9 protein-coding genes are annotated in these 14,302 nt (G+C 73.2%); 3 read left to right on the plus strand and 6 right to left on the minus strand.

Features of this window, described 5'->3' with window-relative positions; translation table 11 throughout:
• The first annotated feature begins 108 nt into the window (after positions 1-108).
• Both ACL06G_RS09855 and ACL06G_RS09860 read left to right on the plus strand, forming a co-directional pair.
• The gene (locus ACL06G_RS09855) at positions 109-1,785 is read left to right on the plus strand and encodes an LCP family protein (RefSeq protein ID WP_412835741.1); all 1,677 of its coding nucleotides are present in this window, start codon (positions 109-111) and stop codon (positions 1,783-1,785) included.
• A 76-nt stretch (positions 1,786-1,861) separates the two neighbouring features.
• Complete coding sequence (locus tag ACL06G_RS09860; RefSeq protein WP_412785931.1) at positions 1,862-2,113, plus strand: hypothetical protein; 252 nt, start codon at positions 1,862-1,864, stop codon at positions 2,111-2,113.
• 48 nt (positions 2,114-2,161) lie between these two features.
• Here ACL06G_RS09860 and ACL06G_RS09865 read toward each other — a convergent pair whose 3' ends face one another.
• Positions 2,162-3,037, minus strand: a complete 876-nt coding sequence (locus ACL06G_RS09865) for a hypothetical protein (RefSeq protein WP_412835742.1) — start codon at positions 3,035-3,037, stop codon at positions 2,162-2,164.
• A gap of 337 nt (positions 3,038-3,374) precedes the next feature.
• Here ACL06G_RS09865 and betT point away from each other — a divergent pair, with 337 nt between their 5' ends.
• Entirely contained in the window at positions 3,375-5,501 is a 2,127-nt protein-coding gene (gene betT, locus ACL06G_RS09870) for a choline BCCT transporter BetT (RefSeq protein ID WP_412785929.1), read from the plus strand.
• Positions 5,502-5,519: 18 nt separating this feature from the next.
• On the opposite strand, the gene ACL06G_RS09875 is transcribed toward betT, so the two are convergent.
• The 5 genes from ACL06G_RS09875 to ACL06G_RS09895 all read right to left on the minus strand — a co-directional run bounded on the left by ACL06G_RS09875 (position 5,520) and on the right by ACL06G_RS09895 (position 14,209).
• Complete coding sequence (locus tag ACL06G_RS09875) at positions 5,520-8,057, minus strand: ComEC/Rec2 family competence protein (RefSeq protein WP_412785928.1); 2,538 nt, start codon at positions 8,055-8,057, stop codon at positions 5,520-5,522.
• Positions 8,058-8,091: 34 nt separating this feature from the next.
• The gene (locus ACL06G_RS09880) at positions 8,092-8,718 is read right to left on the minus strand and encodes a ComEA family DNA-binding protein (protein WP_412785927.1); all 627 of its coding nucleotides are present in this window, start codon (positions 8,716-8,718) and stop codon (positions 8,092-8,094) included.
• Positions 8,719-9,444: 726 nt separating this feature from the next.
• Positions 9,445-10,296: a DegV family protein gene (locus ACL06G_RS09885; RefSeq protein ID WP_412785926.1), complete on the minus strand. Its 852-nt coding sequence runs from the start codon at positions 10,294-10,296 to the stop codon at positions 9,445-9,447.
• A 103-nt stretch (positions 10,297-10,399) separates the two neighbouring features.
• Positions 10,400-11,149: a hypothetical protein gene (locus ACL06G_RS09890; protein ID WP_412785925.1), complete on the minus strand. Its 750-nt coding sequence runs from the start codon at positions 11,147-11,149 to the stop codon at positions 10,400-10,402.
• 147 nt (positions 11,150-11,296) lie between these two features.
• Positions 11,297-14,209 carry a leucine--tRNA ligase gene (locus tag ACL06G_RS09895; protein WP_412835743.1) on the minus strand — a complete coding sequence of 971 codons (2,913 nt, stop codon included), beginning with the start codon at positions 14,207-14,209 and terminating at the stop codon, positions 11,297-11,299.
• Between the last annotated feature and the right edge of the window lie 93 nt (positions 14,210-14,302).

Raw genomic sequence — 14,302 nt, forward strand, 5'->3', positions numbered from 1 at the left:
ACCGTTCTCCCCGCTCGTCCGTCTCCCACTCGGCATGTCCTCGGCGCCGATGGGAGGCGCCCGCCGCAGCCGGGAGACCCGCAGCGGCCGGGAGAAAGGTTCTTGAACGTGGACACGGAACGCCGTGGACGCACGAACGCTGCCGTCGACCCCGCGGACCAGTGGGTGTTCGACCCCGGGACGGGGAGCTACGTGCTGCGGGACGAGCCCACGCAGCCACTCCCCCGTCCGCGCCGTCCCTCCGGGAACACCCGCGGGAGAGAGCCCGGCGACCGCGAGGAACCCACGGCGGAACCGGACGGCGGCGGCCGGCGCAGAAGGACGCAGAAGCGGCGCGGAACGGCACGCACGGTCCTGGTCCGGGGCGGTCTCGCGCTGGGGCTCCTGCTGGCCGCCGGCCTGACGACGGGTTACCTCTACCTGCAGCACCTCAACGGCAACCTGTCCACGGTCGACCTCGGACGGGACGCCCCGGCGACCCGCACCGGGAAGCCGATGAACATTCTGATCATCGGCACCGACAGCCGGCAGGGCGAGGGCAACACGGGATACGGCGACCGGGGCAGCGTGGGCCACGCCGACACCAACCTCGTGCTGCACGTCGCAGCCGACCGGTCCCACGCCTCGGCCGTCTCCCTGCCCCGCGACCTGATCACCGACATCCCCGACTGCCCGGTCGAACAGGCCGACGGAACCCGGCGGACGATACCCGGCCTACAGGATGTCCGGTTCAACAAGAGCCTGGGCCAGGACGGACGCGACGCCGGCTGCACCGTGAAGACGGCGGAGCAGCTCACCGGGCTGCAGATCCACCACTTCCTGATGGCGGACTTCAACGCGGTGAAGGACCTCTCCACGGCCGTCGGCGGGGTCGACGTGTGCGTCGAGCACGCGGTGGACGACCCGGACTCCCATCTGCGCCTCCCCGCCGGGCACAGCGTCGTCGAGGGCGAACAGGCCCTCGCCTTCGTCCGCACCCGCCACGCCTTCGGCAACCGGAGCGACCTCGACCGGATCGCCGTGCAGCAGCAGTTCCTCGGCTCGCTCATCCGCGGCCTGAAGTCCGACCGGACGCTGAGGGACCCCGGGAAACTGCTCGACCTGGCAGAGGTGGCGACGGAGTCCCTGACCGTCGACACCGGCATCGGCAGCGTCGAGAAACTCATGCGCCTCGCGGAGGACCTCCGGCAGGTCGAGACCGGCGACATCACCTTCGTCACCGCACCCGTGGTGGACAATCCGGACCAGACCGGGCGCTTCCGCTACTCCGTGGTCCTCGACGGGAGCAAGGCCGAACCGCTGTTCCGTTCGCTCCGTTCGGACTCCGCGCCGAACGGCGGGCACGGGAAGAAGAGCGGCAAGGGCGCGGGGAACAACAGCGGGAAGGTTGGGAAGCAGACCGGAGAGGTCGAGCCCGCAGCGGTGCGCGTCGATGTGCTCAACGGCGGCAGTTCCACCGGCGCGGCGCAGCGCACCGTCGCATGGTTGCAGAACGAGCAGGGGGTGCCGCGGTCCACCAACGCGGGCAACGCGCCGCAGGAGACCGACAGCACCGTCCTGGCCTACGCCCCGGACCAGGCCGGCCAGGCCGCCACCCTCGCCGGCCTCCTCCAGCTGCCCGACACAGCTCTCCGGGAGACCGGTACGCGCACCGGCGGGAAGGAACCGATGACGCTGACCCTCGGCCCGGACTTCACCCGGCCGGGCGAGCAGCTCGCGGCACCGGGCGCACTCGCGGACGACGTGCCGCAGTTCCGGGCCGACGAGCAGCGCTGCGCCGCCTGACCCCTCCGGCACCGCCCCCGTCCGAGGTGCCCGCCCCGGCGGTCGTCCGGGAAGAGGCCACCCCGACAATGGCCGGGTGACCGAGCACGTACGACACATCCTGGTCCTCCCCGACCGCGACGCGGCGGAGGAGGTGTCCGACGCACTCGCCGAACGCTTCGGCGCCGACCCCGAGGACACGCAACTCGTCCGGGAGGCCCTGGCGGGCGAGGACGACGCGGAGGACGCCCAGTGGCTGGTGGTCCTCGAGGACGGCGGGGCCTCGCACGATCCGGAGACGCTCCACGGACTCGCCGAGGAGCACGAGGGCTGGCTGGAGCGCGACTGACGCGGTGGCCGGACGGCGGGCGGGCCGTGCGGCCACCGTCCGGCCCGCTCAGCGCGAGCGGGCGGGCACGACGGCCGACGGGCCGGCGTCGTCCTCCGCGGGAGAGCGGTCGTCGAGCGTGATGGTGACCGGATCCCCGCCCGGCGCGAGAGCGGCGAGACCGTCCTGGATGCGTCCGTAGACGGTGGTCGCGAGAGCCCAGTCGCCCCCGCCGTCCTCCGCGGCGTGCCGCACTTCCCAGAGACTGATCAGCACCGCGATCAGCGACCGTCCGGAGAGCGCCGCCGCGATGCGGTCGTCCCCGCGGTCGGCGATCTGCGACGGCATGCGGAAGTGCGCATGCCGACCCGCCAGCCCGGAGACGAACTCCCACAGATCCCGGTGGCACACCAGGAACGCGGAGGAGATCCGGGCCGCCTGGCAGAGCAGGTCCCGATGGGCCTCGGTCACCTGCGGACCGTGCGCTCCCGTTTCGCTGCCGGACTCCGGTGCGCGGTCCGCCCCGGCACGCGCCGGCTCACCCGGGCCGGGAGGCACCGCGAGCGGCGGCTGCGGGTCGGGGACCGGCGCCTCGGCCGTCCCGGGAACAGGCGGCTCAGGGCGGGGGCGCCGGTCGGTCTGCACGGCTTCCCTCAGCCGTTCCACTTCGCTCTGCAACTGCTCCAGGGAGCGCCTGACCTCCCCCGAACCCCGCTCGGCGCCGGCTCTGCCGTCCGCGAGATCCTGCTGCACGGCGGTGAGCCGGCGTCCTATGTCCTGGAGCTCGCCCGAGAGGACTCCCTTCATGGCTCCCAGGGACGCCTCGACGCTCTCCCGGAAGGCGTCGAGACCGGTGGTGAGCGCCTCGCGCTGTTCGGTGCCGCTGTGCAGAACTGTGCTGTGCAGCATGGCCAGCGCGTTGCTGTCGTGATTCTTCTGGGGCACGGCCCGTCTCCTCTGCGGAACGTTCTTGATCGTTTTCCGCTGGCACTGTGCATGATCGTCGTCCCGCCGGTGGCGGTTATCGGCCATGCCGCAGGACGGCCCGCCCCCTTCCGCGACCTCGCCGGGCACGAGGTGTCCGTTACGCCGAACCGGCCATGGCCACCGACACGTCGCCGGAGTGCTGGACTGCACCGCCCCGCCCGCAAAGACTGCTGTCCCACCCGTGGCGCAGGACATGCGGGTGTCCGCAGAGGTCCCCGGCGTCCCGTGCCGCGCCGCGGCAGCCGCCCCGGCCCCGGAATGCCGCTCCTCTCCTCGGCGAAGGAGGAACACGGCCGTGTCGACCGCAGGGGAAAAAGCAGCCGCTCCGGGGGGCTCACCGGCCGACACCGGGCCGGAAAGGGAGCACCGCCTCAAACCCGTGGTGTTCGTGGGCTCCGCCGTACTGATCCTCGCCATCTCCGTCTGGGCGATCGCGACCCCTGCCGGTGCCGAGGAAGCGATCGGCGTGGCGGTCGACAGGATCTCCTCCTGGTTCGGCTGGTACTACTTCCTGGCCGCCACCCTGTACCTGCTGTTCGTCCTGTTCATCGGGGTGTCGCGCTACGGCACGATCAAGCTGGGTCCGAAGCACTACCAGCCGGACTACGGACTGTTCGCCTGGGCGGCCATGCTGTTCGCCGCCGGAATCGGCATCGACCTGATGTTCTTCTCCGTCGCCGGCCCCGTGAGTCACTACCTGGCGCCGCCGGCAGGCACCCCCGAGTCCCTCGAGGCCGCCCGGCAGGCCGTGGTGTGGACGCTCTTCCACTACGGGATCACCGGCTGGGCCATGTACGCGCTGATGGGCATGGTGCTCGGCTACTTCGCCTTCCGGTACCGGCTGCCGCTGGCGATCCGCTCGGCGCTGTACCCGATCATCGGGCGGCGGATCCACGGCAGGATCGGCGACACCGTCGACCTGGCGGCCATCATCGGCACGGTCTTCGGGATCTCCGTCTCCCTCGGCATCGGCGTCGTCCAGCTCAACTACGGGCTCAAGTTCCTCTTCGGCGTACCGGAGGGGCTTCCCGCACAGATCGGGCTGATCGCGGTCGCGGTCGTCATGGCCACGGTCTCCGCTGCCGCGGGCGTCGACAAAGGCATCCGGCGGCTCTCCCAGCTGAACGTGATCCTCGCCGTCGTGCTGATGCTCTACGTACTCTTCGCCGCCGGAGCGATCCGGCTGCTCAACGCCCTGGTGCTCAACATCGGCGACTACGTCTCCCGCTTCCCGTCCATGACCCTGAACACCTTCGCCTACGACCAGCCGACGGAGTGGCTGGACACCTGGACGTTGTTCTTCTGGGCCTGGTGGATCGCCTGGGCACCGTTCGTCGGACTGTTCCTGGCCCGTATCTCGCGCGGCCGCACCCTGCGGCAGTTCGTCGCCGCCACCCTCGTCATCCCCTTCCTCTTCACCGGCATGTTCCTGGCGGTGTTCGGCAACAGCGCGCTGTTCGTCGTGCGGGACGGCAACACCGCGTTCGGCGAGGCCGCGATGAACGCACCGGAGCAGGGTTTCTACGGGCTGCTGGACCAGTACCCGGGCGCGCTGTTCAGCGCGGGGCTGGCGACGTTCGTGGGGCTGCTGCTGTACGTCACCTCCGCCGACTCCGGGGCGCTGGTCATGGGCAACCTCTGCTCCGACCTCCCTACGCCCGTCACCGACGCGGCCGGATGGCTGCGGATCTTCTGGGCCCTGACAACCGGTCTGCTCACCCTCGCGATGCTCATCGTGGGCGGCGTGCAGGCCCTGACGGACGCCACCATCATCATGGGGCTGCCGTTCTCGTTCGTGATGTTCCTGATCATGGCCGGTCTCTACAGCGCCCTGCGCACGGAACGCATGCGGGAGGACGCCCTCACCGCCACACTGCCGTCGTCGCTGTCCGGGCGCACCGCCCACCACGGGCCCGCTGCCGCCCGGACCTGGCGGCAGCGGCTCGCCCGCGCGCTGAGCTTCCCCGGCAGGAGGGCCGCGACCCGGTTCCTCGACGAGGTGTGCCGCCCGGCGTTCGAGGAGGTGTCGGAGGAACTCCGCGCCCAGGGCACGGACGCCGAACTCCTGCAGGGCGTCGACGAGGAGAACGGCATCGAGCACGTCGGGCTGCGGGTCCACATCGGCACCGGTGACGAGTTCGTGTACCGGGTGTGGCCCGTCGAGCGGCCCACGCCCGGGTTCGCCACCCGGTCCGTCTCCACCCACGACTCCTACGTGCGCTTCGAGGTGCAGCTCTCCGAGGGCAACCAGGGCTACGACGTGATGGGTTACACCCAGGAGCAGCTCATCGGCGACATCCTCGACCAGTACGAGCGCCACCTGGAGTTCCTCCGGCTGCACCGCGAGGCGTCCGCCCGCTCGACACTCCCCGACCACCGTCCCGACGCGCCCGAGGCGCACCTTCCGGACGTCACCGGCTGACGGAGCGGCGGACTCCGGTCAGCGGGCGGAGACGACGTTCCCTCCCTCGGTGACGGCGAGGGAACCCGACCGGTCGGTCCTGCCGACGACGGCTCCCCGGGCCTCCAGGGACCGCAGCGTGCTCGGCGCGGGGTGCCCGTAGGGGTTGCCGGTCCCGGCGGAGACGAGGGCGATGCGGGGGTGCACCCGGTCCAGCAGCTCCACCTCCTGGTACGCCGAGCCGTGGTGCGCGACCTTCAGGACGTCCACCGGACCGAGCCACGGATGGGTCTCCAACAAGCTTCGCTGCGCGGGGGGCTCGAGATCCCCCGGCAGCAGGACGGTGAGCGGACCGGTGCGGAGCAGCAGCGTGAGGCTGGCGTTGTTGGCCTCCTCGCCCTCCTCTCCCGCCGGAAGCGTCCCGGCGGGCGGCCAGAGCACGCGCCAGCGCAGCGGCCCGGTGCGGCGCCGCTCCCCGGGCCGCGCGCGGATCACCGGGAGCCCCGCCGCGGCCGCGGTGCGGTGCACGAACGCGACCTGATCCGGCGGGTGCTGCCGGGACGTCACCTGCACGGCGCCCACCGCCCGCCCGCGCAGCACTCCGGGGAGGCCAGCGACGTGATCGGCATGGAAGTGGGTGAGGACCAGCAGTGGGACGGTCCGGACACCCAGGTCGGTGAGGCAGGCGTCCACCGCCTCCGGGTCCGGTCCCGCGTCCACCACCACCGCGGCGTGCTCCCCCGCGTTCAGCACGACGGCGTCCCCCTGTCCCACGTCGCACACCACGAGACGCCAGCCGGGCGGAGGCCAGCCCGTGAGCGTCCGGGTCAGCAGCGGAGGACGGAACAGGGCCACGGCCAGGACGGCGGCGAGCACCGCGCAGCCTCCGGCACGGACCGGCACCCGGCGCACGAGCAGGGCCGACACGACCACCAGGGCGGCCAGGAGCAGGGCGCCGCCCCAGGTGTCGGGCCACTCCACGGTGGCGCCCGGCACCGAGGCGCCGGTCCGGGCCACGGTGGCGACGACCGTGGTGGGGTGCCCTCCGAGCCAGGCCAGGGCTTCGGCGAGGGACGGGGAGAGCGGTGCGGTGAGGAGAGCGCCGAACCCGAGAACGGTCGCCGGTGCGACGGCGAACTCCGCCAGGAGGTTGCAGGGGACGGCCACCAGTGAGACGTGGGCGGAGAGCAGCACCACGACCGGGGCGCAGGCGGCCTGCGCCGCGGCGGCAGCGGCCAGGGCCTCGGCGAGTCGTCCCGGCACGCCCCGCCCGCGCAGCGCGGCGCTCCAGCGCGGCGCGACCGTGAGCAGCGAAGCCGTGGCGAGGACGGAGAGCAGGAAACCCGGGTCGTGTGCCAGCGGCGGATCTCCCAGGACGAGGGCCAGTACCGCGGCCGCGAGGGCGGGGAGCAGCGACCTGCGGCGGCCGCTGCCGAGCGCCCAGACGGTGATGAGGCCGCAGGCGGCGGCCCGCAGCACGCTGGGCTGCGGGCGGCACACGAGCACGAATCCGAGCGTGACGAGAGCGGCGAGCACGGCGGTCGCCCGCAGCGGGAGACCGAACCGGGCTGCGAGCCCGCCGCGTTCGGCGCGTGCGGCCCGGCCGGGCGGACCGATGAGCAGTACCAGCAGGATCGTGAGGTTGCCGCCGCTGACCGCGAGCAGATGCTGCATGTCCGTGGCGCGGAAGGCGTCGCGCAGTTCCTCCGGGACGCGCGAGGTGTCTCCGACGACCAGCCCGGGCAGCAGGGCACGCGCGTCCGGCGCCAGGGACTCGGTGGCGTTCCGCAGCCCGGCGCGCAGACCGCCCGCGGCCCGCTGCGCCGTACTCGGCCCGCGGATCCGCTGCGGGGGACCGTCGGTGCGGAGCACGGCGGCGAGGTCCCTGCCGCGGGCGGAGGGGTCCGGCGGCGCGAGCCGGACGTCCGCGCGGACGACGGTCGAGGGGAGGAGCCGCTGCCAGGTGGCGGCGACGGAGCGGTCCGCGGTGACGAGCAGCAGCACGGGGGCCCGGGAGGTGCTGACGCCGCTTCCCGATGCCGCCACCCGCGTCACCTCGGCGGGTACCAGGACGACGCCGGAGGTGCGTCGCGCACCGCGGATGCGTGGAGCGGTGCGGCGCGGATCGCCCGTGATCCGCAGGTGGACGGTCGCGGCGGCGCGCTCGGCCGCGAGCCGGGGAACCGGACCGCGGCTCACATCCGCCGCGTGCAGACCGGCCGACGCGGCGCCGGCCGCCGCACACGCCAGCGTCATGGCCGCTGCGAGGCGCTTCCCGGCAGCGCTGGGCGCCGGACGCCACCGCCTCCGCCCGGACCACGCCAGGGCGCACGCGGTCCCGAGACACAGCGCCAGGCCGACGCGGAGCACGGGGGCCCGCAGCAGGGGGGCGGCGGCTGCCGCCGCCCAGGCCGCCAGCGCGGGCACCACCAACCGCAGGTCCGTGGGGGCGTCCTGGCGAGGATCGCCGGCCCCGAGCGGACCCGGTGAGGCGGCGTGGACGGATGCCCTGCGGCGGGGGGCTGGGGGAGCTTGCGGGATCTCTCCCGCGCGCTTGTCGGCACGACGGGGGGTCACGGCACGGTCCGGCCGGGTGCCGCATCGTGTCGGTTCACGGGGAGACCAGCGGCTGGAGGTCGGCGAAGCGGGCGTCGCCGATTCCGTCGACCTCGCGGAGCCCGCCGACCGAGGTGAACCCGCCGTGGGCCAGGCGGTGCTCGATGATGTGGCGGGCCAGCACCGGACCGACGCCGGGCAGGGTTTCCAACTCCGCTGCGGTGGCGGAGCTGAGGCTGATCCGCGGTGCGACGGCGGGTGGCGTGCCCGGTACGCCCCCGGCAACGGTCCCGGGGGCGCGGGGGGCTCCCACGAGGATCTGCTCGCCGTCGACGAGCCGCCGCGCCCGATTCAGTGCCGACTGTGCCTCCTCACCGGCCTCCGGGCGCACGCCTCCCGCTGCTTCGAGCGCGTCCTCGACCCGGGAGCCCTGCGGCAGCCGGTGCACTCCCGGGTCGCGCACCTCACCGGCGACGTCGATCACGAGGAACCGTCCGCCGGCCTCCGCGGAGTCCGTTCCGGAGGCCGTCCGCACCGGTGCCGCGACGGGTTCGGCCGCGGCCACCCGCACGGTGCGCGGACCGCCGTCGACGAAGCGGTACACCCCGAACCCGACCGCGACGAGCAGAGCGAGGGAGAGCGCGGCGAGAGTCCTGCCCTCGACGGCACAGCGCAGCTGCACCCAGAGCGGAAGGCGCTCCAGGAGGGCGAGGCGGATGCGTTCCCCTGCCGGCCGGGCGTCTCCCCGCCCACCGGAGTCCGCCGCGCCGGGGCCGGTGGGCGGCGGTTCCGGGCCGGCGGGGGCCCTGCGGTCCGGGGACCCGCCGACGGAAGCGTCCGGGCGGGAGCGGCGACCTGCCGCGCCGGTCGGGACGGGTCCGGGTCCGGGTCCGGGGAGGGTTGCCCGGGATCGCCGCACGGCCGCACGCGCCGCGGCGATCGCCACCGGTCGCGGCAGAGCCGCACCGGGACGGCCCCGGGTACTCCGCCCCGTCGGCGCGCAGCTGCTCGGTTCCCTTTCGCGGGACGGCGGAGTGCCGGAGCGACGGGCGAGGACACGTACGCCCCGGCACGGGAGTCCGGGCAGCGGTACCGGTGGTGCCGGGGCGCGTGCCGGGAGATGTGCGGGAGGAACGGTGCGCTCGCACGGCTGGGTGAGGAGGTCCCGGGCACGGCGGACTCCGTCGCGGCCGGCGGCCGGTACCGGAGCGGAGCGACGGGCGGGGCGGGCGCGATGACGGCCGGGGCGCCCCGGACCGCGGCTGTCGTGGCGTGATCGCGAGGTCATGCCACAGGACGCTAGGCAGCGCCTGCGCCGCGTGGGGCCGGGCGGCGTCTTCTGGGGACGACGCGCGGGATGTGGACAACTCGCCCACCCGTACGGGTTTCCCGCGGGGGGTGGCTGCCGTCAGCGGCGGGAGGTCACGACGCCCAGCAGTCCCGGTCCGGTGTGGGCGCCGATGACGGCTCCCACCTCGCTGACGTGGAGGTCGACCAGGCCCGGAACCCGTTCGCGAAGGTTCCGGGCCAGCCGGTCCGCCCGCTCCGGGGCGGCGAGATGGTGGACGGCGATGTCCACGTCGGCGTCGGAGGCGCTTTGCACGGCGAGTTCCTCGAGCCGGGCGATGGCGCGCGAGGCGGTGCGGACCTTCTCCACCATGCCGATGCGCCCCTCGGCCAACTCCAGCAGCGGCTTCACCGCGAGCGCGGACCCGAGCAGTGCCTGTCCCGCACCGATACGGCCGCCGCGGCGCAGATAGTCGAGCGTGTCGACGTAGAAGTGGGCAGTGGTCCTCCCGGCCCGTTCCTCGGCGACGGCAGCGATCTCGTCCAGGGTGCCGCCCGCACCCGCCGTTCCGGCGGCGGCGAGCGCGCAGAACCCGAGGGCCATGGCGACCATCCCGGTGTCGACCACCCGCACCGGCAGGGGCGCCTCCCGGGCGGCGAGCACGGCGGCGTCGTAGGTCCCGGACACCTCCGAGGAGAGGTGCAGGGAGACGATCCCGTCCAGGTCCTCGTCCGCCTCGGCGATCGCACGGTAGGCGGCCGCGAAGGTCTCCGGACTCGGGCGGGACGTGGTGACCGGCAGGTGCTTGCGCAACGCCTGCGCGAGGGCGGGAGCGGTGATACCGGTGCCCTCCTCCAGAGCTTGGCCGTCGAGGACCACCGTCAGCGGCACCACCGTGACGTGGTGCTTCTCCAGCATCTCCGGCGGCAGGTACGCCGTGGAGTCCGTGACGACAGCGACATGACGAGCCATGCTGTGGAGGCTAGCGTCCGCGTCGACGGTCCGCCTGCACCACCCCGGCGTTCGCCGGGCAGGAAGGGGTCCGGCGCGTGCTCCGCCCGGGGGCCGGCGCCGTTCAGGGGCGGGCGTCGCCCCGCTGCTCGGTCCGCCGGTCCCCCGCGCCGGCCGACGGGCCGTTCCGGGGAAGTGTCGGCTTCCGGGACCAGTGCTGCTCGATCGCCTCGGGCTCCGCCCGCTCGCTCCCGACGTCCTCGGTGTGGACCGCCCTGCGGCCGGGCTGCCCCGCCTCGCCCCGGAGGGCGCCGGGCGTTCCGGCGGGCGGTTCGCGGAAACCGCGCAGCGCCCCCGACTCGATCTCGATCCGGTTCCGCAGGGCGTCCAGGCTGTCCGCGTCGTACTCCCGCGCGCGGTCCTGCGCGGCGAACCGGAGCGAGTCGGAGGACCGGCGGAGCGAGGCCGCACGCTCGCGCGCTTCCGGCAGCCGGGCGGCGATCCGCTCGCGGTCGGGCTCCCGTTCCGTCAGCAGCCGGAGTTCCTCGTCGAGTCTGCGGGCATGCCCGTGGAGCTGCTCCAGCAGGGCCGCTGCCTCGCGGAGGCCGGGGTCGTCCGACGCCCCGCTCTCCAGGGCCGCCCGCGTGCTGTCGAAGGAGGCCCGCAGTTCCAGCCGGATACGCGCGGCCTCACCCACGGGCCCCGGCTGGGCGGTACGTGCCTTGAGGGCGGTGTCCTCCACCGTCCGGCGCACCTGGCTGCTGGTGCGCTCCACGCCTCGGCGCACGGCACGGGCGGTCCTGACCGTGACGACGATGCCGAGGGTCGTGAAGAGCACGAAGAGAACGATCAGGGCCCAGATGACGAACTCCACGCCTGCTCCTTCGGTTCACCGGTCGTGCGGTGGCGGCTTCCTCCCGTTCCTCCAGCCTAAACGGGCGGAGCGCCGCGTGGGTTCCGGACCGCGCAGGCCCGCGCCCCGGATGCTCCGGGGGCGCGGGCCCGGCTGCGCGGGGACCGCTCAGGCCGGGACGATGTTGACCAGCTTGGGCGGCCGGACGACGACCTTGCGGATTCCCGCGCCGTCGAGCGCGGAGACGACCGCGGGCTCGGCGAGGGCCGCCGCCTCCAGTTCCTCCTCGGTGACGGACGGCGGGACCTCCAGACGGGCCTTGACCTTGCCCTTGATCTGGACGACGCAGGTGACGGACTCGTCCACCACGTACGCGGGGTCCGCGACGGGGAAGTCGGCGTGCACGACGGAGGAATCGTGCCCCAGCCGCCGCCACAGCTCCTCCGCGATGTGCGGAGCGAGCGGTGCGATCAGCAGGACCAGGCCCTCGGCGACCTGCCGCGGCACGCGGTCCAGCTTGGTCGCGTGGTTGTTCAGCTCGGTGATCTTCGCGATCGCGGTGTTGAACCGCAGCTCCGCGAGGTCCGCGCGCACCCCGTCGACGGACTTGTGCAGGGCGCGGAGGGTGTCCTCGCCCGGCTCGTCGTCGGTGACGGTGACCTCGCCGGTGCCCTCGTCCACCACGTTCCGCCACAGGCGCTGCAGCAGCCGGTTCTGGCCGACGACGGCCCGGGTGTCCCACGGGCGCGAGACGTCCAGCGGCCCCATGGCCATCTCGTACAGCCGCAGCGTGTCCGCGCCGTACTCGTCGCAGATCTCGTCGGGGGTCACCGCGTTCTTCAGGGACTTGCCCATTTTGCCCAGCAGGCGGGTGACCTTCTCGCCGCCGTACCAGTACGCGCCGTCGCGCTCCTCGACCTCCGCCGCGGGTACCGCGATGCCACGGGCGTCGCGGTAGACGTAGGCCTGGATCATGCCCTGGTTGTAGAGCTTGTGGAACGGCTCCGCGGCCGACACGTGCCCCAGGTCGAAGAGGACCTTGGACCAGAACCGGGCGTAGAGCAGGTGCAGCACGGCGTGCTCGGCACCGCCGACGTAGAGGTCGACGCCCCCGGTCGGCATGCCCTCCCGCGGGCCCATCCAGTACCGCTCGACGGCCGGGTCGACCAGCTGCTCGTCGTTGTGCGGGTCCAGGTAACGCATCTCGTACCAGCACGAGCCGGCCCAGTTGGGCATGGTGTTGGTCTCGCGGCGGAACGCGCGCGGCCCGCGGCCGTCACCCAGGTCCAGGGTGACGTGCACCCATTCCTCGTTGCGGGACAGCGGGGTCTCGGGCTGGGTGTCGGCATCGTCCGGGTCGAACGTCCGCGGCGAGTAGTCCTCCACCTCCGGGAGCTCCAGCGGCAGCATCGACTCGGGCAGCGCGTGTGCGATGCCGTCCTCGTCGTAGACGATCGGGAAGGGCTCGCCCCAGTACCGCTGGCGGCTGAACAGCCAGTCCCGCAGCCGGTAGTTGACGGTCCCTTCGCCGATGCCCTGTTCGGCCAGCCAGGAGCTGACCCTCGCCTTGGCCGTCGCGACGTCCAGCCCGTCCAGGGTGAGGCGCTGTCCGGCCGAGCCGACCAGCCGGGCGTCGTGCGACACGAACGCGCCGTCCCACCGGTCGGGGTCGGTGCCGCGGTCGTCGTTCGGCTCGACGACGCAGCGCATCGGCAGCCCGAAGGCACGGGCGAAGGCGAAGTCCCGCTCGTCGTGGGCGGGCACGGCCATGATCGCCCCGGTGCCGTAGCCCGTCAGCACGTAGTCCGCGATGAAGACCGGCACCCGCTCCCCGCTCGCGGGGTTGGTGGCGTAGGCCCCCGTGAAGACCCCGGTCTTGTCCTTGGCCTCCGCCTGCCGCTCCACGTCCGACTTGGCGGCCGCCTGCTCCCGGTAGGCGGCGACGGCCTCGGCCGGGGTGGCGTACCCGCCCGTCCAGGACGTGTCGGTGCCCGCGGGCCACGCCTCGGGCACGATCGACGCGGCATGCCCCTCGCCGGAGACCAGGTCGTGCTCCGGGGCCAGCACCATGTAGGTCGCGCCGAACAGCGTGTCCTGACGGGTGGTGAACACCGTGATCGCGGTGTGCTCCTCGCCGCCGGCGGTGTCGACGGGGAAGTCGATGCGGGCACCCTCGCTGCGGCCGATCCAGTTGCGCTGCTGGAGCTTGATGGCCTCCGGCCAGTCCAGGCCGTCCAGATCCTCCAGCAGCCGCTCCGCATAGGCGGTGATGCGCATGTTCCACTGGCGCAGCTTCGCCTTGAAGACCGGGAAGTTGCCGCGCTCGGAACGGCCTTCGGCGGTGACCTCCTCATTGGCCAGCACGGTGCCCAGGCCCGGGCACCAGTTCACCGGCGCGTCCGAGGCGTAGGCCAGGCGGTACTCCCCCAGCAGGTCCGCCCGCTGCTGCGCGTCCAGTTCGGCCCAGGGGGCGCGCCCTTCGGGAGTGGCACGGCTGCCGGACTCGAACTCCTCGACCAGGTCGTCGATCGGACGGGCCCGCTTCGCCTCGTGGTCGTACCAGGAGTGGAAGATCTGCAGGAAGATCCACTGGGTCCACTTGTAGTAGCCGGGGTCGATGGTGGCGAACGACCGGCGCTGGTCGTGTCCCAGTCCCAGGCGCCGCAGCTGCGCCTTCATGTTGACGATGTTCGCCTCGGTCGAGGCGCGCGGGTGGGTGCCCGTCTGCACGGCGTACTGCTCGGCGGGCAGCCCGAAGGCGTCGAACCCCAGGGTGTGCAGCACGTTGTGGCCGGTCATCCGGTGGAAGCGGGCGGAGACGTCGGTGGCGATGTAGCCCAGCGGGTGACCGACATGGAGCCCTGCACCGGAGGGGTAGGGGAACATGTCCATGATGAACTTCTTGGGCCGCTCGACGAGCCCGACGTCCCCGCCCAGCTCGCCACCGCCGGGGTTCGGGGCCTCGTACGTGCCCTGCTTGTCCCAGAAGTCCTGCCAGCGTGCCTCGATGTCGGCGGCCAGGGCCGCCGTGTAGCGATGGGGAGCCGCGTTCTGCGCGGCTGCGGTCGTGGTCTCGCTCATCGTTCTCAAAGCTCCATCGGTCGTCTCTGCCCACAAACGAAAAATCCCCTCGCACAGGAGGGGACGCCGCGCTGAATCCGACCCGGCCTTTCA

It is taken from the genome of Streptomyces callyspongiae (genome assembly GCF_047200695.1).
Classification (GTDB): domain Bacteria; phylum Actinomycetota; class Actinomycetes; order Streptomycetales; family Streptomycetaceae; genus Streptomyces.